Annotated in this window: 20 protein-coding genes; 10 read left to right on the top strand and 10 right to left on the bottom strand. The window is 44.6% G+C overall.

What is annotated here, in order from left to right; genetic code table 11:
• The first annotated feature begins 2 nt into the window (after positions 1-2).
• The gene (gene torA, locus Q5H80_RS08990; RefSeq protein WP_304564512.1) at positions 3-2,465 is read left to right on the top strand and encodes a trimethylamine-N-oxide reductase TorA; all 2,463 of its coding nucleotides are present in this window, start codon (positions 3-5) and stop codon (positions 2,463-2,465) included.
• A gap of 396 nt (positions 2,466-2,861) precedes the next feature.
• Here the strand turns inward: torA and Q5H80_RS08985 are convergent, their stop codons facing one another.
• Complete coding sequence (locus Q5H80_RS08985; RefSeq protein ID WP_304564511.1) at positions 2,862-4,076, bottom strand: putative manganese transporter; 1,215 nt, start codon at positions 4,074-4,076, stop codon at positions 2,862-2,864.
• Positions 4,077-4,277: 201 nt separating this feature from the next.
• Here Q5H80_RS08985 and Q5H80_RS08980 point away from each other — a divergent pair, with 201 nt between their 5' ends.
• Complete coding sequence (locus tag Q5H80_RS08980) at positions 4,278-5,183, top strand: manganese-dependent inorganic pyrophosphatase (protein WP_304564510.1); 906 nt, start codon at positions 4,278-4,280, stop codon at positions 5,181-5,183.
• A gap of 149 nt (positions 5,184-5,332) precedes the next feature.
• Positions 5,333-5,722 (top strand): DUF2750 domain-containing protein, encoded by a 390-nt coding sequence (locus Q5H80_RS08975; protein ID WP_004734596.1) that lies wholly within the window; start codon positions 5,333-5,335, stop codon positions 5,720-5,722.
• A 104-nt stretch (positions 5,723-5,826) separates the two neighbouring features.
• On the opposite strand, the gene Q5H80_RS08970 is transcribed toward Q5H80_RS08975, so the two are convergent.
• The 7 genes from Q5H80_RS08970 to pspF form a co-directional block, all read right to left on the bottom strand.
• Entirely contained in the window at positions 5,827-6,606 is a 780-nt protein-coding gene (locus tag Q5H80_RS08970; protein WP_304564509.1) for a DUF2927 domain-containing protein, read from the bottom strand.
• Positions 6,607-6,642: 36 nt separating this feature from the next.
• Positions 6,643-7,425: an ATP-binding cassette domain-containing protein gene (locus tag Q5H80_RS08965; RefSeq protein ID WP_009848782.1), complete on the bottom strand. Its 783-nt coding sequence runs from the start codon at positions 7,423-7,425 to the stop codon at positions 6,643-6,645.
• Entirely contained in the window at positions 7,422-8,423 is a 1,002-nt protein-coding gene (locus Q5H80_RS08960; protein WP_304564508.1) for an oligopeptide/dipeptide ABC transporter ATP-binding protein, read from the bottom strand. Before Q5H80_RS08960 ends, Q5H80_RS08965 begins: the two co-directional genes overlap by 4 nt.
• A complete protein-coding gene (sapC, locus tag Q5H80_RS08955) occupies positions 8,423-9,310 on the bottom strand; it encodes a putrescine export ABC transporter permease SapC (protein WP_009848780.1) in 888 nt (295 codons plus the stop codon). The genes Q5H80_RS08960 and sapC overlap by 1 nt, the downstream gene beginning before the upstream one ends.
• Positions 9,297-10,259: an ABC transporter permease subunit gene (locus tag Q5H80_RS08950; RefSeq protein WP_304564507.1), complete on the bottom strand. Its 963-nt coding sequence runs from the start codon at positions 10,257-10,259 to the stop codon at positions 9,297-9,299. The genes sapC and Q5H80_RS08950 overlap by 14 nt, the downstream gene beginning before the upstream one ends.
• A complete protein-coding gene (gene sapA, locus Q5H80_RS08945; protein ID WP_304564506.1) occupies positions 10,259-11,881 on the bottom strand; it encodes an ABC transporter substrate-binding protein SapA in 1,623 nt (540 codons plus the stop codon). Before sapA ends, Q5H80_RS08950 begins: the two co-directional genes overlap by 1 nt.
• Positions 11,882-11,983: 102 nt before the next feature.
• Positions 11,984-13,006 carry a phage shock protein operon transcriptional activator gene (gene pspF / locus Q5H80_RS08940; protein ID WP_304564505.1) on the bottom strand — a complete coding sequence of 341 codons (1,023 nt, stop codon included), beginning with the start codon at positions 13,004-13,006 and terminating at the stop codon, positions 11,984-11,986.
• Positions 13,007-13,321: 315 nt separating this feature from the next.
• On the opposite strand from pspF, the gene pspA reads away from it, so the two are divergent.
• From pspA to Q5H80_RS08905, 7 genes are all read left to right on the top strand, one after another.
• Positions 13,322-13,993, top strand: a complete 672-nt coding sequence (gene pspA / locus Q5H80_RS08935) for a phage shock protein PspA (RefSeq protein WP_010440091.1) — start codon at positions 13,322-13,324, stop codon at positions 13,991-13,993.
• Positions 13,994-14,007: 14 nt separating this feature from the next.
• A complete protein-coding gene (gene pspB, locus Q5H80_RS08930) occupies positions 14,008-14,241 on the top strand; it encodes an envelope stress response membrane protein PspB (RefSeq protein ID WP_009848775.1) in 234 nt (77 codons plus the stop codon).
• Entirely contained in the window at positions 14,234-14,620 is a 387-nt protein-coding gene (pspC, locus tag Q5H80_RS08925) for an envelope stress response membrane protein PspC (RefSeq protein WP_304564504.1), read from the top strand. Before pspB ends, pspC begins: the two co-directional genes overlap by 8 nt.
• A 157-nt stretch (positions 14,621-14,777) precedes the next feature.
• Positions 14,778-15,812 carry an efflux RND transporter periplasmic adaptor subunit gene (locus tag Q5H80_RS08920; RefSeq protein WP_304564503.1) on the top strand — a complete coding sequence of 345 codons (1,035 nt, stop codon included), beginning with the start codon at positions 14,778-14,780 and terminating at the stop codon, positions 15,810-15,812.
• 1 nt (position 15,813) lies between these two features.
• On the top strand, positions 15,814-16,899 hold the full coding sequence (locus Q5H80_RS08915; RefSeq protein WP_304564502.1) for an efflux RND transporter periplasmic adaptor subunit: 1,086 nt from the start codon (positions 15,814-15,816) through the stop codon (positions 16,897-16,899).
• Positions 16,892-20,002, top strand: coding sequence for an efflux RND transporter permease subunit (locus Q5H80_RS08910; protein WP_304564501.1), 3,111 nt, complete (start codon positions 16,892-16,894; stop codon positions 20,000-20,002). The genes Q5H80_RS08915 and Q5H80_RS08910 overlap by 8 nt, the downstream gene beginning before the upstream one ends.
• A gap of 343 nt (positions 20,003-20,345) precedes the next feature.
• Positions 20,346-20,912 (top strand): DNA-3-methyladenine glycosylase I, encoded by a 567-nt coding sequence (locus tag Q5H80_RS08905; protein WP_304564500.1) that lies wholly within the window; start codon positions 20,346-20,348, stop codon positions 20,910-20,912.
• Positions 20,913-21,178: 266 nt separating this feature from the next.
• On the opposite strand, the gene Q5H80_RS08900 is transcribed toward Q5H80_RS08905, so the two are convergent.
• Positions 21,179-22,363 carry a cystathionine beta-lyase gene (locus Q5H80_RS08900; protein ID WP_304564499.1) on the bottom strand — a complete coding sequence of 395 codons (1,185 nt, stop codon included), beginning with the start codon at positions 22,361-22,363 and terminating at the stop codon, positions 21,179-21,181.
• Positions 22,364-22,544: 181 nt separating this feature from the next.
• Positions 22,545-23,999, bottom strand: coding sequence for a cardiolipin synthase (gene cls / locus Q5H80_RS08895; RefSeq protein WP_304564498.1), 1,455 nt, complete (start codon positions 23,997-23,999; stop codon positions 22,545-22,547).
• Between the last annotated feature and the right edge of the window lie 14 nt (positions 24,000-24,013).

Raw genomic sequence — 24,013 nt, 5'->3', positions numbered from 1 at the left:
CAATGGCAATTACAAGAAGAAGTTTTCTTAAAGGTGTCGCTACTACAAGTGCGGCATCGGTTATCGGTCCAAGCTTATTGGCGTCGGCATCAGCGTCTGCAGCAGAAACAGACGGCGCGTGGAAAGTCTCTGGTTCTCACTGGGGTGCATTCCGAGCTCGCGTTTACGCGGGTAAAGTACAAGAGATTAAACCTCTAGAAATCGATCAACACCCAACTGAGATGTTGAAAGGTATTAAAGGTATTATCTACAGCCCATCACGTGTGCGTTACCCAATGGTTCGCCTAGATTGGTTGAAGAAGCATAAATACAGCGCAGACACGCGTGGTAACAACCGTTTTATTCGTGTGACTTGGGATGAGGCACTAGACCTTGTTTACCGCGAACTAGAGCGCGTACAGAAAGATTACGGTCCATGGGCGCTTCACACAGGTCAAACTGGTTGGAGACAAACGGGTCAGTTCCACAGCTGTACTAACCACATGCAACGTGCAATGGCACTTCACGGTTACTCTGTGAAGAAAATCGGTGACTACTCAACAGGTGCTGGTCAAACGATCATGCCTTACGTGCTAGGTTCTACTGAAGTTTACGCACAAGGTACATCTTGGGAACTTATCCTAGAAAACAGTGACAACATTGTTCTTTGGGGTAACGATCCAGTTAAAAACCTGCAAGTAGGTTGGACATGTGAGACTCACGAGTCATTTGCATATTTAGAACAGCTGAAAGAGAAAGTTGCTAAGAAAGAGATCAACGTTGTTTCTGTTGACCCTGTTAAAAACAAAACAGGCCGTTACCTAGAAAACGAGCAAATGTACATCAACCCACAAACTGATGTGGCATTCATGCTTGGTGTTGCTCACGTTCTTTACAACGAAGACCTATACGACAAGAAGTTCATCGAAACTTACTGTCTAGGTTTTGAAGACTTCATCAAGTACGTTCAAGGTGAAACGAAAGATAAAGTTGAGAAGACACCAGAGTGGGCTTCGGCTATCTGTGGCGCAAGCGCGGACTCTATCCGTGAATTCGCTAAGATGCTGGTTAACGGTCGTACGCAGATTCTTGTTGGTTGGAGTATCCAACGTCAAGAGCACGGTGAGCAGCCTTACTGGATGTGTGCCGTTATTGCAGCAATGGTTGGCCAAATTGGTCTTCCAGGCGGTGGTATCTCTTATGGTCACCACTACTCTGGTATCGGTGTATCTTCAACTGGCTTCGCTGCTCCGGGTTCATTCCCGCTGAACATCGACCAAGGTCAATCGCCTAAGCACACTAACACTGATTACAACGGTTACAGCCGTGTAATCCCTGTTGCTCGTTGGGTAGATAGCTTGCTAGAGCCAGGTAAGAAGATCAAAGCGAACGGTTCAACGGTAACACTACCGGATATCAAGATGATGGTATTCAGTGGTAATAACCCGTGGCACCACCACCAAGATCGCAACAAGATGCGTAAAGCATTCAAGAGCCTACAAACTGTAGTGGCTGTTGATTTCGCTTGGACTGCAACTTGTCGTCACTCTGATATCGTGCTTCCTGCATGTACTCAGTGGGAACGTAATGATATTGATGGTTACGGCGCGTACTCTGGCCGTGGTTTGATCGCGATGCACAAACTAGTGGATCCTCTGTTCCAGTCTAAAACTGACTTCGAGATCATGTCTAGCCTAACTAAGCGTTGGGGCCGTTACGACGATTACACGCGTGGTATGGACGAAATGCAGTGGGTTAAATCTCTGTATGACGAATGTCGTGCATCAAACGAAGGCAGCTTCGAAATGCCTGAGTTTGCTGAGTTCTGGGAGAAAGGTTTCCTAGACTTCGGTAAAGGTAAGCCATGGACTCGTCACGCTTCATTCCGTGAAGATCCAGAGATCAACGCACTAGGTACTCCTTCTGGTTTCATCGAAATCACAAGCCGTACTGTTGGCAATATGGGTTACGAGCACTGTCAAGAACACCCAATGTGGTTTGAGAAATCTGAACGTTCACACGGTGGTCCAGGCTCTGACAAACACCCGTACTGGCTACAATCTTGTCACCCAGACAAGCGTCTTCACTCTCAGATGTGTGAATCTGAAGAGTGGCGTGCGACTTACGCGGTACAAGGCCGTGAGCCAATCTACATCAACCCAATCGATGCTAAGAAGAAAGGCATCAAAGATGGCGACGTAGTACGTGTGTTCAATGACCGTGGGCAACTACTAGCAGGTGCTGTTCTAATGGATAGCTACGCGCCTGGTGTTGTTCGTATCGAAGAAGGTGCTTGGTATGGCCCGATTAACGAGAAAGTTGGCGCGCTATGTACATACGGCGATCCAAACACACTAACTCAAGACATCGGTACGTCTGAACTTGCTCAAGCAACGTCAGCAAATACATGTTTGGTCAACTTCGAGAAGTTCCAAGGCAAACTGCCTCCTGTAACTTCATTCGGTGGTCCAATCGAAGTTTCTTAAGTTGTTACTTGAGCAACCGAGCTTATTTGCTAAGTAACTTAAGTACAAAAGCTTGAATTAAAGCCCCTGTAAGGACTCTTACCGGGGCTTTTTGTTTTTCTGGTGCCCTGATTGGGGTTTCTAACAAAACATTGTCATAGTGTTTATGGAGGTGTATTTGAGAAGGGCTACAACGTGCTGCTACTGATAAGCTGTAGAAACAATCGAGTAGGGAGAGTATGTCAAAAGAATTTCTTGTAACAAGCTTAGGTTACTGGAAACAAAAAGGCCGATACAAAGTACCGACCTAATAAAAACCTATGGGGGTTATGCTTAAACCTTGAATATAAATCTCAGCCTTGAACGCAAATCCAGAACTCAAACTTTATATATAGAGCTCAAGTTTCGTACATAAAGCTAAAGCTCGAACATAAACCAATAACCGTATGCACAGATTAATGCGGGCACGCCTGAATATAACGTTGCTACAAGAGCAGCTTTAGGTGCCATTGCGATAGCTGGGAATAAAGCATCACCATCATTTGAAATTGCGTTACCTACCTGAGCAGAAAGTGGCAGTGCGCCTGAAAGGTATAGGCTAGTGACCAACAATTGCGGACCACACCCCGGTAACAAACCCATCAACACACCCGCCAGGGGGAGCATCATGCCCCAGCTTGAGAATAGCGTCGCAAAATCGACATTTGCAATCACAGAGCCAAATTCGAAGAAAAGAAAAGCAACCACCACCCATGCGGTGACAAAGTTGGTGTCTTGAGCGGTTTTTTGTAATGGATGAGAGCCTAAACATTTCTCATCTTCACTTACGGCTGATTTGTAATCCTCAATTTCACGGGTAAGCCCCCACAGGAACATCGAGCTGATCAGTAAAATCGTTCCCGTCCATTCCATAGACATTTCAGGCAGTGTGAGCAACTGGTTTACATCGACTTGAAAAGAGCCAAGCAGGGCAACTGCGGCTCCCGGAATAATAAGCACAGACCATAGGTAACCCTGAAGGTTTATCGCTTTTTTAGAGACAGGGTTTTGATCTTGAGGTTGTGAGGCGCCGTTGTTTTCCGCTTCATTTTTCTCTGCCTGTTTCGGGCGTAAAAAGTCGTCTGCGTGAAACAAGTTTGTGATTCGTCCTGAGGCGGTACCCACTATTATGCCCATCGCCATCATGGCTAAACCTGTTTTGGGCTCGCTAGCAATTAACAGGAAGGCCGCGTCACCCATGGTTGAGACGAGCACAGCCACAACCGCACCAAATCCGAGTTTGCCTGAAATAAATTGTGTGGTGACCACAATCGCCCCCCCACAGCCTGGCAATGCCCCCATTAGCGCGGCGAATACAACTTGGTTTGAACGAGATTGATGGACGAGCTTATTGAAGACGTTGTCTTTGTTGATGTATAGACTTAACCAGTGGTAAATCGCTAAGGTTAGCGCAACGTAACATGACACTGCCCAGAAGGCGTCTGACAAGGTAGTGACCGTCAATTCTCGCGTAGCAGGAGCTGCAACTAACGCCGCAAGTGAAATAGGTAAAAGCAGGCGCTTAAAAGACAGTGAAAACTGAGTTGTTTTCGCAGCGCTGCTGCTTGGCAAAAAAGAGATTAGTCGATCCATAAGTGTCACTCAAAATTTGTGTATTAAGATAATCATATACGAATGATAATAATTATCAATTGCATTCGTTGTTTTTTTATCTATTGTTACCATTGGCCAAACCCACGAAACATGACCAATCTAAAAAAATGAGGTAAAGTATGTCTAATAAAGAGAGACTCTAAAGGTAGAGTCATAATTGTTAGTGTAATAGGAAGAAACATGATTTTAGTTGTTGGTCACAAAAACCCTGATAGTGACAGTATTTGTAGTGCGTTAGTTGCAACTGAGCTTCTTAAAGCTCGTGGCGAGGAAGCGACACCAATTCGCCAAGGCGAGATCAACCGCGAAACTCAACACATTCTAGAAGTTGCTGGCGCTGAGTCTCCAGAACTTCGTACTTCTGTTGCTGGTGAGAAAATCTGGCTAGTAGACTACTCAGATCTAGCACAAGCACCAGACGATGTTGCTGAAGCAGAGATCGTAGGCATTGTCGATCATCACCGTCTAGGTGACGTGATGACAGTTAACCCTATGGAAGCTTGGATCTGGCCTGTTGGCTGTACAAACACAGTACTTTTCAACATGTTCAAGATTGAAGGTCACGCTATCTCTCAACAAATCGCTAAACTGATGATGTCTGCAATTCTTTCAGACACAGTTGGTTTTGCTTCTCCAACATGTACTCAAAAAGACAAAGACGCTGTTACTGAGCTTGCTGAAATCGCTGGCGTAACAGACGTTGATGCTTTCATCAAAGCACTTCTAATTGCTAAAACAAACATCGAAGGCCTATCTGCTGCACAGCTAGTAGAAAAAGACCTTAAAGGCTACCCATTCAACGGTCGCGATGTTGTTGTTGGTCAAGTTGAGCTTGCGACTCTTGAGCAAGTAGACGGCATGATCGAAGCGCTAGAAGCTGATCTTGAAGCGCGTTGTGAGAAAGATGGTCTAGCGTTCGCTGCAGTAATGCTGACAGATATCACTACAGCTCAAACTCGTCTTCTATACAAAGGTGAGTGGGCTGATAAGCTGGTTAAATTCGAGAAAGACGGTGTATTGATGATGGAAAATACACTTAGCCGTAAGAAGCAAGGTTGGCCTTGGCTTCAAGGCGAGCTTGTTTAACCAAGTCGCTTAATTATAAACGCCTGCTTATTTAGCAGGCGTTTTTCTTTGAAGTAGACTTTCTTCTTCATCGATAATGTTTGAAGTTAAAAACACTCGGCATAAAATAGCTTTAAGAACAAAGTTACTGACTAAAGTAGGAAATTGAGATGACTACACAGCTAGACGATAAAAAAATCGCTGAAATCAATAAGTATACGGGTGAGCAACGCCTGAAGTACTGTGTGAAAGAAATCGTAGCGAACCGTGAAGTATGGATCTTAACCGATGAACACGGTTGTGTAATGCTGAACACAGAAGATGAAGACTGTGTTCCTGTATGGCCAAATCAAGAGTTTGCGGAGTCTTGGGCGACGGGTGATTGGTCTGAGTGTAAAGCGGAGTCTATTTCACTAAACAAATGGCATAGCCGTTGGACTAACGGTCTAGAAGACGACGAGCTTGCAGTTGTTGTGTTCCCGAACGAGCAAGAAGAAGGTGTTATCTTATTCCCGGATGAGTTCGACTTCGAATTGAAAAAGCAGGCCGCTAAGCGTTAATGCTTTTTGTTCCCGTAACACAGTAACATTCTAATTCAGCGTTGCCTTTGAGGCGGCGCTATATTCTTACTGCTCCCGTCTAAGCTATTTTCAACGCATTTTCGTCAGTACCCGATCAATTGATACAATGGTGCTTGTTGAGCGGCTTTTGAAGCTTGCTTAAGTACACCTGTTTCGCTGTATCTTTTCAGTATTTTTCGAACAACTGGTTTTGCCTGTTCTTTTGTCATTCCCACTTTCAATTGAGGCTCATACAGTAGCTTTAACAGCACCACATCTAAGGGGGATAACAAGTCTTCTGGCGTGTGATCATTGAAAATAGAAGGGTAGGCTTTATCTGAATCATTCGGCAGGCCTAGAACCTGTGTGATCTCTTCCACTATACATGCGACCAGCTTACCTCGCGATCTTGCTTGATCGACTGGAATAATAACCCCGGCGTAAACGATCTCACCTTTAGAATTGGTTCGATAACCCGCTGTGCAAATAGCGTTATCTAAATGCTGAGTTGATTTGAGCTTGAGTATCGATTTCGCCTCAGATATCCACTGACTCTGCCTCGTGTATATCCATTTTACATTCGCTTCAGACTTATTTTTAACGATTGTTATGGGGTGCTGGGTCACTTCGGACAAGTGTTGGAGATGAAGTTCCGTGAGCTCCTGATGCAGCTCTTTATCACCCACTCGATGATCAACCCATACCTTGATAGGCTGTTTCCATTTAGCGAGTAGCTTGTCGCCTTGTGAATATTCGTGTTGAAGTGCGACGTGATAAAAGGCAGTTTCGACGAAGGTTCTATCTAGCCATGTGAGTGGTGTGCTTGCTGCATTAAAGGACAGCAGCGCCAACAAGAGGGGAAGCATTGAAGCTCTTGGTAACATATCTTTCCCCTTTGCGGAATATAGCGCAATCACAGATTAATGGCTTGGTGCTTTATAGAAGTGGCTCTCAACTAACCTTTGTGTGATTTGGTGAGTTGGGTTGGTAAGCACTTCATGAGTTTCACCACTTTCAACTACATTGCCTTCGTGCATGACGATGATCTTATCTGTGATGTGTTTAACGATGCCGATGTGTTGGGAAACATAAACGAACGATACGCCCATCTCTTCTTGAAGTTCTAGGAACAGATTGATGATTTGCGAACGCATCGCCATATCCAAACCATTCAACGCTTCATCAGCAACAATGATGGAAGGCTGAAGTATCAACGCGCGAGCCAAACAAACCCTCTGCTTCTGGCCTGCAGCAAGCATCTGAGGATAGAAGTAAGCGTGTTCTGGTAGAAGCCCAACACGTAATAATGTGTCCTTTACGCGGCGCATGCGGGCTTCTGGTGGCATGTTGGTATTTCGCTTCAATGGTCCTTCAAGGATTCGACCAATCTGGATGCGTGGGTTTAGCGAGGTGTTCGGATCTTGGAAGATCATTCGAATCAGTTTACAGCGAGTCGAGTAGTCTTTGTGTTCTAGTTTTTCCCCGTTCACACGAATTTCACCCGCAGTCGGTTCAACCATGCCGGCAAGCATTCTAGCTAATGTCGATTTTCCTGAACCATTCTGACCAATAAAACCAATCGTCTGCCCCGCTTCAAGGGAAAAACTGACAGGCTTCACTGCCTGATGAATCTTTTTACGGAAAAGACCAGAGCGAGTCGTAAAGTCTTTAGATAAATCACTGACTTCTAATAGTGCACTCATGATTTCTTTTTCTTCTCCATATTCAGAGGGAAGTGACAGTTAAATTTGTGATTCTTCATACGCTTAGTATGTGGAATCTCTACACACTGTCTTTGCGCGTATGGGCAACGAGGCCCCAGGCGACAACCAATTGGAAGGTGTTGCAGCGGAGGAATTGACCCGGGTAAAGATTGCAATTTTTCTTTATGGGGAATCCAGTCATTAAAGTCGGGCATCGCTTTTAGTAGTGCGACAGTGTAAGGGTGCTTTGGTACATCCAATAGTTTTGTCGTATCGGCTGACTCAACGGACTGGCCGCAGTACATCACGGTAATTCGTGTTGCCCATTGAGTGATGGTCGTTAAATCGTGCCCGATAAGGAGAATCGTCGTGTTATGGAGCTGATTCATTCGGCTCAATAAGCGCAATATTTGAGACTGCGTAATGGGGTCTAAATCGTTGGTTGGTTCATCGGCTATTAGCACTTTTGGCTTGGCTGCAATAGCCATCGCGATCATGACCTTTTGACACTCACCATCCGTCAACTCATAAGAATAACTGTCCATTAGGTGAGAGTGATTTTTGATTCCCACTTTATGCAGTAATGCTATCGCTTGCTTTTTACGCCACTTAAACCGTTGCCACCATCGACCTTCAAATGAACGCGAAGGAATCGCCTCAATCAGCTGGCGTCCCACTTTTTCGGAAGGGTCAAGACACGTCGATGGTTCTTGGAAGATCATCGCGATATCGCGAGCGATCACTCGGCGCCGTTCTTTGGGCGTCAGTTGCAGCAGGTCGATATTGCCAAGGCGCATTCGGTCGGCTGACACTTTCCAGTTTTCTTTACAAACACCGACGATCGCTTTTGCTACCAAGCTCTTTCCTGAGCCTGATTCACCTACTAAGCCACGAATTTCTCCCTCATTGAGGGTAATACTCATTCGATCTACGGCTTTAACCATCCCTTGAGGAGTCTCTATCTCGATGGTTAGATGTCGAATATCAAGTAACGGCATTATTCGATTCCTGCATTTAGCGCTTGGCGAACACCTTCACCGACGAGGTTAATCACGATCACTGTAAACATAATGGCTAAGCCGGGTAGGGTTACTGTCCATGGTGCAAGGTAAATCAGCTCTACAGAGTCACCCAAAATAGAGCCCCACTCTGTACTTGGTGCTTGAGCGCCAAGGCCTAAGAAACCTAAGGCCGTGATGTCAAGAATGGCGACTGACAATGCCAGTGTAATTTCAAGTGCCACTACAGTAAGAATATTAGGAAGGATTGAATTCCATAACAGGTAGAAGTCATTTGCACCATCAAGGCGAGAAGCCAAAATATAGTCTTTTTCTACTTCTGCATGCACGGCAATGTATACCGAACGAATAAAGCGTGGAATCAATGCCAAACATAGGGCTAGCAAGATATTAAACTCGCCAAAGCCAAGAAATGCCACGAAGATAATCGCGAGTAGCAGAGACGGAATAGACATTACCGTGTCAAGCAGGTGGTTTAGCGTGCTTGATAGCAACCCACGAGTCATACCTGCAAGTACGCCAATCAGACAACCGATGACTGCTGCGATAAAGGTAATCACGACTGCGGCACCAAATGTCAGCTGAGAGCCAATAATCAGACGGGATAGAATATCTCGCCCTAAATCATCAGTACCTAGAAAATACTCAACTGTTCCAGCAGGATCCCAAGAAGGAGGTGTTAGTAGGTGCCCCGTCTGCTCTTGAGCATCATGCGGTGCTAGCCATGGTGAAGTGATGGTGATCAGAATGATCAAGACCAAACACCACAGTCCAAACATTGCGAGATTATTGCCACGGAAGCTGCGCCAGAAACGCTCGAATTGGGTTGGAATCTGTTCTTCTTGGTAGACGTTATTTGTTAGCATACCATTCCTTCCTTACCAGAGGATTGACCATCGCGCCCAGTAGATCAGACAGTATATTCGCGGTCAAAACCAAGGTTGCTACTACAATTACACCAGCTTGAATTGAAACGTAATCTTGATTGGATAATGCATCCAGTAACCAGCGGCCAATGCCCGGCCAGTTAAAGATAGACTCGGTGATGATAGCGAGCGTTAACATACTGGAGAGTTGAACGCCGACCTTAGGAATAATCGGTGGTATTGCATTTCTTAATACGTGTTGAGTGACGATCTCTCTTGTTGAAAGACCTTTAATTCGTGCGGCACGGATGTAGTTTTGAGCCATCACTTCAGCCACTGACGCTCTCATTAGTCGGATAACCTGGGTTGTTGGAGCGAGCGCCAAAACAAGACAAGGTAACGCCATATGGTCTATTACGCTCTGTAGGGCGTGTGCTCGATAGTTACCTTCGGCAAAGAAGGCATCAATCATTGCAAATCCAGTCACGTGTTCAATTTCGTAAAGTAGATCGTATCGCCCCCCAACAGGGAACATCTCGAAGTGCAGTGAAAACACCATGATCATTAGCAATGCGACCCAAAATATAGGTGCTGAGTAGCCTGCCATTGAAGTAAACGATATCGTAGTATCGACAAACTTGCCCTGTTTCATACCAGCAATTGTGCCGAAAGGGATGCCGATAAACAGTGCGAGTAAAAAAGCAAAGAAGCACAATTCTAAGGTCGCAGGGAATACCACGACAAGCTCTTCGATGATAGGAACACCGTGTTTGCTCAGGCCGAAATTCAGCGTCGATAATTCGCTGACATAGCTAAGCCAACCTGGCCAAAAATCTTGAATTGCCCAAGGTGATGTTTGGTCTAATCGAAGTAGAGCAAAGCCCACTAAAGTCAGAATTCCAAGCGTAATAATGAATAAGTTTACACGTCTTAATGTATACCAAAACATCAGTTCACCTCCCTTCTGACTTGATCAAAAGGTTGAGCATTAAAAGGACTACGTTTAAAACCTGTTAGCGAACGATCGTGCACGCGGAATTGCACGCCATGAGCGAGAGGTATCACAGGAACTTCTTCATTAAGAATGTTTTGGGCTTGTCGATACAAGTTCACACGGTGCCTTTGTTGATTAATTTCTAATGCTAAGTCGAGAAGGAAATCAAAGTCTGAGTTGCACCACATAGAGACGTTTAATCCTGCGCGTTCCGAACTACATGATAGAAGTGGACGCAAGAAGTTGTCTGGGTCGCCCGTGCTGCCAATCCAACCTGTGAGTAACAAATCTGTTGAGGAAATTGAAGACAGCTGTGTTCGGTCAAATCGATCATCGGTATAGAGTTTGAGTTCGATACCAATATCGGCCAAGTTCGCTTGGATTAATTCTGCAGTTTTTCTTGGACTCGGGTTATAAGCGCGTGGCTCTAGTGGTACCCACATTGAAAGCTCTAACCCAGGTTCTACACCGGCCTCTCTAAGAAGTGCGATCGCGTAGTTTCGATCATAGCGAACTTGAACACTGTCTTTTTGATAAGCCCAAGAAGTAGGGGGAAGTAACGTGTAGGCTTTTGTACCTGTACCGTAGTACACAGAATCAAGAATGTTCTCACGGTTAATAGCCAAGTTCAGTGCTTTACGTACTCGTGAGTCACGCAATGCAGGATGCTCGGTGTTCAACGCGATGAAAGAGACATTTACTGCAGGTGTGGCAGAAATCTTCAACTCTTCATGAGCTTGAATAATAGGGATCTGGCTAGAAATTGGTGAGTTCAACACGTCACACTCACTGCGAAGCAGCTTGGCCAGTGTTCCGGTACCACGTTGGGAAGTGTCGAACACAACTTGATCCATTTGTACTTCACCCTTCCAGTAATGCTTGTTCTTTTTCAAGCGTACAAGATCATTGATTTGGTATTCATCCAAGTAAAAAGGACCTGTCCCAACTGGCTTGGAGTCTATTTCATTTTTTTCATCTGTGGTAATCAGCTTGTTGGCATACTCTTTGGAGTGGATAACCGCATAGCTGGTGGCGATATTGTTAAGAAATGAATTATCTGGGCGACTTAACTGGAACTTCACCGTTAGGTCATCCACCGCCGTGATTTCAACAATCAGGTTTTGAAAGTCGATGCCTGCGAACCATGGATATAAACCGCCGCCCACATAATGAAATGGGTTTGAACTATCAATGATACGTTCAAAACTAAAGACCACATCCAGTGCATTCATACTGCGGGTTGGGGTAAACCAATCTGTAGTTTGAAACGCAACATTTGGGCGCAGCTTGAAAGTGTATTCTGTACCTGATTTATCGACAGACCAGCTTGTTGCCAAGTTCTGTTTTGGTCGGTAAGTCATAGGATCAAGAGTGAGCAGGGTATCGAAAATTTGAGGGCTCAGCGATTCTGAGGTAATGCCACTATCAACCAATTGTGGATTGAAGGTACTAGGATTACCTTGGCCGCAATAAATGAAGCCTTTTTCACGGATTTGCTCGTGAGTGACACTCTCACCACATCCAGCTAAAAAGCCAAGCGTGCAGATGCTCAGTGATAGTCTTATTAGTGCTTTCATAAAAAGAAATACTTTTCGAAACGAGGCGTTAGAGGAGCCTCAAGATCCCGACAATTTAACATTTTATTTATTCGGCTCCAAATAATAATCAAGTGTGGACAGCTATTTATCGTTAGCTTGCCCTACAATCGCGTACTTCCTCACCATTCCACGTAATTGGTTATAGGTTAACCCAAGTAATTCTGCTGCTTGCTTCTGGTTATACTTGCTCTGTTTTAGTGCTTGATTGAGTAATTTAATGTCTTGCTGTTCTTGCCATGCTTTGTAATCAAGCGGCAAAGAAAATGAGTGCTCTAATGGAGTATGGCTGTTGGACAGATCATTGCCAGTTTCGTGCGTGGAATCTTGATCTATTTTCCATGTCGGTTTAAAGGGGTTAAACACCAAAGATTCAATAGGATATGGGTCTTTACCGTGCTGGTAGATAGCTCGTTCAACGACGTTTTTGAGTTCTCTCACATTTCCCGGCCAAGAATAATCCAATAGTGCCTCAACAGCAGATGGAGCAAAACCGACAAACAGCTCCAATTCTAATTCTCGACACATCTTAATGGCGTAGTATTCTGCTAGCAGCGTGATGTCTTCTTTTCGTTCGCGAAGAGGTGGGATAGTAATGACATCAAACGCCAGTCTATCTAATAAATCGGGTCTGAATTCGCCTTTTAACGCCATGTCTGGTAAGTCAGCATTGGTCGCACACACCAGTCGCACATTGGCACTTAGCGCCTTTTGTCCACCGACACGCTCATATTGCCCGTATTCAATAACACGCAATAGTTTCTCTTGAACGGCAAGGGGGGTGGTCGCTAGTTCATCTAAGAACAGAGTGCCACCTTCGGCCCTTTCAAAGCGACCTTGATGACGACCTTTTGAACCAGTAAAAGAACCTGATTCATGACCAAACAACTCTGAATCAATCAACCCTTCGCTAAGGGTTGAGCAGTTCAGTGAGATCAATGGTTGGTCCCAGCGCCTTGAAAGGTAATGCAGCCTTTGAGCGATTAACTCTTTACCTGTACCACGTTCACCAATGATCAGAATCGGTCTTTCGATTGGCGCGAGTTGAGACACTTTATCCAAAACAGAGAGAAAACTAGGGGATTCACCAATGAGATTCTGCTGCATAATGGGTCCTTGTATGGTCTGATTTCCAATGGGCATGATTTAGAGAGCTTTATTGACATCACTTGATGTAAATAGAATTAATCACAGAACTGTAGTGGTGAAAAATACCAATACTTGGTTAAATTCATCATAGCATGGTTCGGATTAATCGCCATTACATTGTAAGTAGCTGATAATTAGTATATTAAAAGTTGGCACGCTACTTGGATTACCTATGGTAGGTTTAACTACAAACGTAAATTTTTTAGCAAGTGGTTTGAGAGTTGAACAACTATTTAAAGCACATTTGCCATTATTGTAATTAAGGAGCTTCTCATGGGTATTTTTTCTCGCTTTGCAGACATCGTAAATTCAAACATCAGTGCACTATTAGATAAGGCTGAAGATCCTGAAAAGATGATTCGCCTGATTATCCAAGAAATGGAAGACACGCTGGTTGAGGTTCGTACTAACTCTGCAAAAGCCATCGCAGACAAGAAAGAGCTAGCGCGTAAAGTTGAAGCTATCGAAACGCAGATTCTAGATTGGCAAAATAAAGCGACACTGGCACTTACTAAGCAACGTGAAGATTTAGCGAGAGCAGCGCTAATTGAAAAGCAAAAGCTGGAAGACATCATCAAGAGCCTTCACACCGAGCAAACTTTGGTTCATGAAACCATAGAAAAGCTAACCAGTGAGATTGGCAAGCTTGAAACTAAAATTGCAGAAACTCGAGCAAAGCAACAAGCATTGATGATCCGTAACAACGCTGCAAGTAACCGCCGTGATGTTCAAAAACACCTGCACTCAAGCAAAACCAACGAAGCAATGGCGAAGTTTGAGCAATTCTCGCGTAAAGTGGATGAATTAGAAGCTGAAGCGGACGTTTACGCTAAGACGGGTAACGCAAAATCTTTAGACCAAGAGTTTGCAGAGCTACAAGCTCAAGATGAAATTGAAAAAGAGCTAGCGAAACTGAAGCAACAAGTTGAAAACCGCGATAAATAATTTAGGAGTTGTCTATGTCAACATTTCTAATTGCAGGTCCACTGATTGTTTTTTTAATCTTCGTGGCACCGCTATGGTTATTCTTACATTACCGCAGCAAGAAGAAATCCAGTAATGGTCTTTCAGAAACGGATCTTCAGCGTTTGCATAAGCTTTCTGAGCAAGCCGAGTCGATGCAAGACCGTGTAAAAACGCTAGAAAAGATACTGGATGCGGAGTCGCCTAATTGGAGACGAAACTATGAGTAGAGAACTGTATCGCGATCCGATTAACGGTAAATTGTCTGGCGTGTGTGCCGGGTTAGCGAACTATTTGGGCCTTGAAGTTTGGTTGGTTCGCATCTTAGTTATCTCAGCCGCACTGCTAGGTGGTAGCTTTTTGGTGTTATTAGCGTATTTAGCTTTGACATTTATGCTTGAAAAACAACCACCTCAATATGTCGATCAGATGAAAGCCAAACAAGAGCACACACTCAAGCAAAAACCCTGGGAAAAAGGGCAAACAGCAGAGTCTTTGTTGGGCACTTTAGAGGGGGATTTCCAGACGTTAGAGACCAGTGTACGCAATATGGAAGCTTATGTGACTTCGGACACTTTTAAAGTCGACCGTGCATTTAAGAACATGTAGTGGTTAAGCCTCAAAAAGATTAGATAACGGTTTAGGAAAATTTATCCCAAGCCGTTATTTTTTTTAATAATTTTGTCTAAATAAATCTTGCGATAACTGGTAAGTTACATGTGATTAATCTATGTTAATAAAATATTTATAGATATGGATGATCGCAATGTACAAAGCCTCCCTAGTCCTATTGGTGACCTTATCTGGGTTATCTGGGTGTGGTAAGGAGCTCCCTCCGGTTCCTGAACCCGAATCACGACCAGCCAAACTCTTCACCGTCTCGGTCGGTAACAATGCCTTCGAACGAAATTTTCCTGCGACTACTGAAGCGGGCGATAAAGCCGTATTGGCATTTCGAGTCCCCGGTTTACTAAAAACGATCGATGTCACTGCAGGGCAACAGGTCTCCAAAGGTGATGGGCTTGCAACGCTTAATCCTGACGAATATCAGTTGTTAGAGAAGCAAGCGAGAGCTAACTTCAAACTTGCCGATGTGCAATACCAACGCTCCATCAAGCTACGTAAGGATAGAGTGGTTTCTGAGCAAGATTTTGACCAAGCGAAAGCAAATCATAACTCTGCGAGAGCGGTTTTAAATCAAGCCAAAGCGAATCTTCGCTACACCACACTCGTTGCGCCTTATGATGGTACTATTTCTATCATTCCTGCTGAAAACCACGAATACATCGCGGCTAAGCAAGGTGTCATGAATATCCAAACGAATCAGATCCTCAAAGTTGTCTTCTTATTGCCTGACCAATTAATTGCACGCTTTTCTGCAGGGTTTGAGACCGACGCAACTATGGTATTCGATGCCTTCCCCGAACATTCTTATGTCCTCACCTTTCAAGAAGTCGATACCGAAGCCGATCCAAAAACCGGGTCATACAAGGTCACCATGGTAATGGAGAGACCGACTGATATCGGCATCCTGCCGGGTATGTCTGGCACGGTTAACCTTGTTTCTTCACAAGCAGCGGCGACAAAAATTCCAACCTCAGCAATGATGACCAATGGAGATGATGTCTCAGTATGGCGCGTAAATAGCGATGGTATCGTCGAAGAAGTTGCGATAGTCATTGATGAAAAACGTCATATTATTTCGGGTCTTAACGACGGAGATCGGGTTGTGACCTCGGGCGTTAATGGATTAGAAACTGGCGTCAAAGTTCGTGAGTGGATCAAGGAAAGGGGGCTCTAACATGAAGACAATATCAAAAGCCATCGGCCTATCATGTTTGGCGTTGCTGACAGCCTGTAAAGACAAAGGTGTCACTGAAGTCGAAAATCTTCCTCTTGTTAAAGCCATTGAAATCTCAGTCTTAGACTTTAACGATAAACTCTATTTTCCAGCAGTGGCTAATGCTGCTGAGAAAGCGCACCTAAGTTTCCGTGTCGCTGGTGAAATTTTTAAACTTGATGTCAAAGAAGGTGAACAAGTTAAAAAGGGTGATGTTCTTGCCGAGTTAGATCCGACCGATTATCAGTTGGATGTTGATAACGCTCAAGCTCGATACACAGTAATTAACAGCCAATACAGACGTTCAAGTCCGTTGGTCAAAAAAGGGCTATTGGCTAAGTCTCAATTCGATGAGATTGCCGCTCAGCGTCAAATCGCTTATGCCGAGTTAGAATTGGCAAAACTGCGCTTGTCATTTACTAAGCTTCGCGCACCGGTTGATGGAATTATCTCTCGTGTCAGTGTTGACCAATACGAAAATATTCAGGTTGGCCAACAGATTGTGAATATTCACAGTGTTGAGGATGTTGAAGTTGTTATCCAATTACCTGACCAAATCTATGTAAATCAACCAAATGAAGCGACTATCTCGAATATTGAGGCAGTAGTTAGAGTTCCAAGTGGGAATGAATACAGTGCGGGGATAAAAGAGTTTACGACTGAACCCGATCCAAACACAGGTACATTTACCGTCACGCTTGCTTTGCCTATGCCAGAAGATGATTTGATTCTTGACGGTATGGCCGTTGAGGTAACGTCAAATGGGCGTGATATCGGTTTGAAATTAAAAGCTGGCGTACTTATTCCTATTGAGGCTGTGTTTAATGCCGATGGGGATGAGTTAACTCGTCAAAACTCTTACGTGTGGATTCTTAATGACGACAATACAGTGTCTAAACAGCAAGTCGTGTTAGGCAAAGCGAATCAGAAAACATTGCAGATAATTAAAGGATTAGAAATGGGGCAGCATGTCGTTGTTGCAGGCGTATCGCGATTGCGAGATGGGATGACAGTGGAAGTATTGCCTCAGGAGACGAACAATGAGTGAAGTAAATAACAAGCCTCAAAATGACGATCAACAGGGTGATGATCAGATCACAGGTGTCGCTTCTTACTTTATACGTAACAAAGTCATCAGCTGGATGCTGTCCCTGATCTTTCTTATTGGTGGTGTTTCTGCATTCTTTGGTTTGGGCCGTTTAGAAGATCCTGCCTTTACCATCAAAGATGCGATGGTAGTGACCTCTTATCCGGGAGCTACGCCTCAGCAAGTGGAAGAGGAAGTGACTTACCCATTAGAGAAAGCGATTCAACAGCTTACTTATGTTGATGAAGTTAACTCTATCTCTAGTCGTGGCCTGTCTCAGGTTACGGTAACGATGAAGAATAATTACGGCCCTGATGATCTTCCACAAATTTGGGATGAACTTCGACGTAAAGTGAATGACTTGAAAGGTCAACTTCCACCCGGGGTAAATGACCCTCAAGTCATAGACGACTTTGGTGATGTTTACGGTATTTTGTTGGCGGTGACGGGGGATGGCTATAGCTACAAAGAGTTGCTTGATTACATTGATTACCTAAGGCGAGAGCTAGAACTTGTTGATGGGGTCAGTAAAGTCTCGGTATCCGGCCAACAGCAAGAGCAGGTGTTCATTGAGATATCGATGAAACGGATCAGCTCTCTGGGTTTGTCTCCAAATACTGTATTTAACCTTTTATCAACTCAGAATATTGTTTCAAGTGCCGGTGCTGTAAGGATTGGTGACGAGTACATTCGAATCCATCCAACAGGAGAGTTTCAGAATGTTGAACAGCTCGGTGATTTGATTCTAACAGAAGGTGGCGCTCAAGGGCTTATCTATCTGAAAGATGTGGCGAATGTAACTCGTGGTTATGTTGAAGTACCAAGTAATATTATTGGTTATAACGGCGAGCTCGCACTTAACCTTGGTGTCTCTTTTGCGCAAGGCGTGAACGTGGTCGCAGTGGGTGAAGCCTTTGATCGAAGGCTCGCTGAGCTGAAATATCAGCAGCCTGTTGGTATTGATATATCTGAGGTTTATAACCAACCCAAAGAAGTAGATAAGTCGGTTAGTGGATTTGTAGTGAGTTTAGGACAGGCGGTTGCGATCGTAATCATAGTGTTACTGTTCTTCATGGGATTACGATCGGGTTTGTTGATCGGTTTGATACTGCTATTGACCGTTTTCGGTACCTTCATTTTCATGCAGTACTTCAAAATCGATCTTCAACGTATTTCATTGGGCGCGTTGGTTATCGCGCTAGGGATGCTGGTGGATAATGCCATTGTGGTGGTGGAAGGGATATTGATCGGCACGCAGAAGGGGCGAACCCGGATGCAGGCCGCCACGGATATCGTGACCCAAACCAAATGGCCACTGCTTGGTGCAACCGTGATAGCGGTCACCGCGTTTGCGCCTATTGGTTTATCTGAAGACTCGACGGGCGAATACTGTGGCACCTTATTCACGGTTCTACTTATTTCTTTGATGCTGAGTTGGTTTACTGCCATCTCGCTCACGCCGTTCTTTGCCGATATGTTCTTCAAAGGCCAGAAAGTCGATCCAGAAAGTGAGGGTAAAGACCCATACAACGGGATGGTTTTCGTTATCTATAAAAACTTTCTTGAGTTTTGTATGAAGCGTGCGTGGTTAACCATGTTTGTGTTGATCATTGGTTTAGGCGCGAGCGTTTATGGTTTTGGCTTCGTAAAACAAGCCTTTTTCCCATCTTCAACCACGCCGATGTTCCAAGTTGATGTCTGGATGCCGGAAGGTACGGATATTCGAGCGACCAACACCAAACTGAAAGTACTGGAAAGTTGGTTAGCAGAGCAGGACGAAGTTGAACATATCACGACAACGGCGGGTAAAGGTCTGCAACGTTTCATGCTGACTTATGCGCCAGAGAAAAGTTATAGCGCATACGGTGAGATAACGGTTCGTGTGAAGAGTTATGAAGTACTTGAAGGTTTGATGTTGCGCTTTCGTGAGCATGTAAACGGCCAGTTCCCTGAAATTAATTACAAACTTAAGCAGATCGAATTAGGTCCTGGTGGCGGTGCGAAAATTGAAGCGCGAATTGTGGGTTCTGATCCAACAGTTTTACGTTCAATCGCAGCTCAAGTTATGGATATCATGCGTGCTGACAATGGATCGTTTAACGTTCGTCACGATTGGCGTGAAAGAACTAAGGTACTGGAGCCTCAGTTCAACGAAAGCCAAGCGCGTCGTTATGGTATTACCAAATCTGACGTGGATGATTTCCTAGCGATGTCTTTCTCTGGTAAGTCGATCGGTGTGTACCGTGATGGGACGACGCTGATGCCTATTGTCGCTCGTTTACCTGAAGATGAACGTGTCGATATACGCAACATCGAAGGCATGAAGATTTGGAGCCCAGCATTAAGTGAATACATCCCACTACAACAAGTAACACTAGGCTACGAATTGGAGTGGGAAGATCCACTGATCATCCGTAAGAACCGTAAGCGTATGCTGACGGTAATGGCGGATCCTGACCTACTGGGTGAAGAGACAGCTTCAACTTTACAGAAACGCTTACAGCCACAAATAGAAGCGATTGAGATGCCACCGGGTTATTCATTGGAGTGGGGTGGTGAGTATGAGTCGTCTGCGGATGCGCAGGCATCACTATTCACAACCATGCCTCTTGGCTACTTGTTCATGTTCTTGATCACTGTGTTCTTGTTTAATTCGGTGAAAGAGCCTCTGATTGTTTGGTTAACGGTTCCATTGGCGTTGATTGGGGTGACGACTGGCTTGTTAGCCTTAAATACCCCCTTCGGTTTTATGGCGCTGTTGGGCTTCTTGAGCTTATCGGGCATGCTACTCAAAAATGGTATCGTCCTGCTTGATCAAATTGAGATTGAAATGAAATCAGGTAAAGATCCTTATGTCGCAGTTGTCGATGCAGCATTGAGCCGTGTTCGTCCGGTATGTATGGCAGCGATCACCACGATTCTCGGTATGATTCCGTTGTTACCGGATATCTTTTTCAAACCAATGGCGGTAACCATTATGTTTGGTCTGGGTTTTGCTACTGTACTGACGCTAATTGTAGTACCTGTGCTGTATCGTCTGTTCCATAAAATTGAAGTAGCTTAATGTCTGTTGACCTTTGAAATAATGCCCCGGATTGGGGCATTATTTTTATATACGATTACTAGGGCGTGTTGATCTTTCGCGGTTAAATTTTGTTCGAGATAAAAGCGTTTTAATCGCGGCGAGGGGGAAGTAGCCTAGTCATTCTAAGCAAATCTCCCTCAACAAAGAGTAAAACGCTTTTAGCCGAACCCTTTGGGCAGCGTTTGCTGGTCATTTCTACTACGTTATCGGCTTCTCATGTAGGCTAGCTACACATTAAAGCCTCTGCCTTGTATAAATACCCAGCAATTTGCTGCAAAAATCAGCTCGAAAGATCAACACGCCCTAAGAAGAGACCGTAATAATGGAAGTGAATACATCGGATAGAACTTGCGCATGGGCACTTAAACACGAACTTGAAAGGGAGTACCACGACGAGGAGTGGGGCGTGCCTGTTTATGATGACCAAGTTCTTTTTGAGTTCATTACCTTAGAAGGCGCTCAAGCTGGTCTCAGTTGGATTACTATCCTTAAAAAGCGTGAAGGGTATCGTGCTGCATTTGATAACTACGATTTGAATAAGTTAGCTGAGTTGAATGGAGACAACGTGCCGTACATCATTGCAAACTTCGATGTGGTTAAGCATAAAGGCAAGATTGCTTCGGTATACAACAATGCACGAGCAACGCTTGAATTACAGAAAGAGTTCGGTTCTTTATCAAATGCGTTGTGGCAATTCGTAGATAACAAGGTGATCGAAAACCACTGGGCTGATATGTCTCACGTTCCGGCTTCTACAGAGGAATCTAAGGCAATGAGTAAGTTTTTGAAGAAAAGAGGCTTTAAGTTTGTTGGGGAAACAATCTGTTACGCGTTTATGCAAGCGATGGGTATGGTCAATGACCATTTAGAAGGTTGTCCATACAAATAAAAGCGTTATTTCTTGCTGCGATAAAAATTGAAAAATTTACTGGTCATTGTAAACAATCAAAACAGGCTTCATGACTCAGCTATATTAGCCCTATCAAGGGGGCGGTGTTCTATAACCGATAAATCTCTTTATTTATTTAACGAGAATCGTTTGAGGTATTCCATTGGGTTTGCTTCAAGGCTAAACCTTGAATAGTGAGGTGCTCTAATATAGAAAAAGGCAGGGTAATCCTGCCTTTTGGGTATGAGTTTGCTTAACTATTGAAATTAAACGAGCGCGTTGTAACGCTCTAGTCCAGCTTCTAGATCTGCAATCAAGTCATCAACGTCCTCTAATCCGATATGTACGCGAATAAGTGTTCCTGTGAAGTTGGGGTTCGCTACTGTTCTTAGGCTGTCAAAGCTGTTCGGTTCGTTCGCTAGAATCAAGCTTTCAAATCCACCCCATGAGTACCCCATACTAAAGTGCGTCATACCATCAAGCAGCGCTGTGGTCGCTTTTGTATTTGAGTTCTTCAGCACGAAAGAGAACAAGCCATTACCACCAGTGAAATCTCGTTTGAAGAATTCATGCCCTGGGCATGATTCAAACGCAGGGTGACGAACATGGTCAACCTCAGGGCGAGTTTCTAGCCACTTCGCTACTTTCAAGCTGCTCTCTGCGTGTTGGCGTAGACGAACGTCAAGAGTGCGAATTCCGCGAAGCCCCAAGTAAGCGTCATCTGGCGAGACACATTGCCCCATCAAGTAGCTTTGCTCTCTCAGTTGCTCCCAACATTTTTCGTTGGCTACCGCCGTTCCTAGCATCACATCAGAGTGACCAACAATGTATTTAGTCGCCGCTTGAATTGAGATATCGACGCCAAAATCGAACGGTGAGAAGTTAACACCAGCCGCCCACGTGTTATCAAGCATTACGATGATGTCATGTTCATGAGCAATACGTGCGAGTGTTGGGATGTCTTGAACCTCCATGGTGACTGAACCCGGAGACTCAGTAAATAGAACCTTAGTATTTGGCTTGATGAGGTCTTGGATGCCTTCACCGATCGTTGGCTCGTAGTAAGTGGTCTCTACACCCATCTTTTTCATGATGGTGTCACAGAAATCACGAGTGGGTTCATAACAGGTATCGACCATCAGAATATGGTCACCTGTTTCAACAAAAGAGAGGATGGCATTAGAGATAGCTGCTGTACCACAAGGGTAGAGTGCACAGCCTGCGCCGCCTTCCACTTCCACCATGGCATCTTGGAAGGCGAAATGAGTGTTGGTTCCACGACGTCCGTAAAAAAGTGTTTTGTTAGCGCGGTTAATTGTAGCTTTACGCTTCTCTTCTACTGAGTTGAATACGACAGTTGAAGCGCGCTGTACTGGTGGGTTAACGACACCATTGGTCCACTTCTTATCACGACCTGCAGTGATCAGCTTAGTGGTTTTGTTCTCGGACATGCTGTGAATTCCTTATCAATCGGTTATGTCCTATTTAAAACATGCCAATAGCCTTCAAAGCAAGAGGGGAGCGGGAGTTTTTACGCTTTTCTTTCGCTTTTTAACCTTTCACTTAATTAATGGTGAAAGGTTAAAAACTTACGGGAGGAAGTGATGAGCCGCAATCGACTCATCATAAGTATTACAGCAGAGGGTTGAATAAATAGAACAATCTTTCAAAGAAGCGATTTCGTAAGTTTCTCTGTTCCCACTGTTCCAGTACAACTGGGTGAGATGATTCAATGTACGATTGTTGTAGCTCAGAGAGCTGCTGAGTGAAGTGCACGTCATCTACGGCTAGTGTCACTTCAAAGTTCAGCCATAGGCTGCGCATGTCGATATTGACCGTTCCGATTAAGCAAAACTCTTCATCAATCACTACCGATTTGGTGTGAAGAAGCCCGCCGTAAAACTCATATATCTTCACACCGGCTTCTAGCAGTTCAGTATAGAAGGCGCGAGAAGCCCATTTAACCATTAGTGAATCGTTGTTATGTGGAATGATTAGCTCTACGTTGACACCACGTTGCGCTGTCATTTTGAGTGTCTCTAATAAGTCGGCGCTTGGGACGAAGTAGGGCGTCGTGATACGTACAGAGTGATTCGCCTGATTGATCGCAATGGTTAGCACTTGCAGGATCAGATATTCCGGCATGCCCGGCCCAGATGGCACTACTTGAACAGGATGATGTGTCATAACTTCTTCAACCGGACATTCTGGTAAATCAGGAAGGATTCGTTCACCTGTTTCCACTTCCCAATCCCAACCGTGAATGGCGGATAACACGTTAACGGTCGGGCCTGTCACTCGAACCATCACATCTATCCACTGACCTACACCTGAACTCTGTTTGAAGTGAGCAGGGTCGACCATGTTCATTGAACCGGTATAGGCAATGGTTTCATCAATCACGATGATCTTGCGATGCTGTCTTAAATCTAAGCGTCGTAGAAAAATACGCCAAGGGCTCACTTCAAGTGCTTGCACAACGTGAACACCTGCGTCTTTCATCATGGATAGCCAATGGCTTTTGAAAAAGCGCGGGCTGCCCGCAGAATCGAGCAAAACTTTAACATCGACACCACGTTTTGCGGCTCGAATAAGAGCAGAGGCAACCGAATCAGTGAGGCCGCCAGGATGCCAAATATAGAAAACCATTTTGATACTAGTCTGGGCGTTTTCTATATCTTCGATAATTGCGTGTAGGATCTCATTAGGAGACGCTTGCAGTGAAAGTGTGTTTCCGCTGAGAGCTGGAATGCCCATCCGATTGTTACAAAGCTCATCAATTTTGTGGATAGGAGAGCCGACTTTACCTGGAAGGTGGGCTTGGCAATCATTTAATTGGCGGAACCAATCACCAAAAGGCGTAAACATGCGATGCGCCCGCTCAGCCCTCTTTCTACCAAGATTTAGCTCTCCGAAAAGGAAGTAACAAGCGACGCCAACAATAGGGATAATGTAGATAACCATCAACCATGCGAGAGAAACGCTGACAGAGCGTCGTTTTAGTACGACACGAAAAGTCACACCGGCGACAAGGACCCAGTATAAAGCTACAGAAGCTAAAGTTAAAAAATGGTAGAGCTTTTCCACATTGAATACTCGAA

Origin of the sequence: Vibrio sp. SNU_ST1, assembly GCF_030563405.1 — a bacterium.
Classification (GTDB): domain Bacteria; phylum Pseudomonadota; class Gammaproteobacteria; order Enterobacterales; family Vibrionaceae; genus Vibrio.
This window is presented reverse-complemented; position numbering and strand designations above follow the sequence as displayed.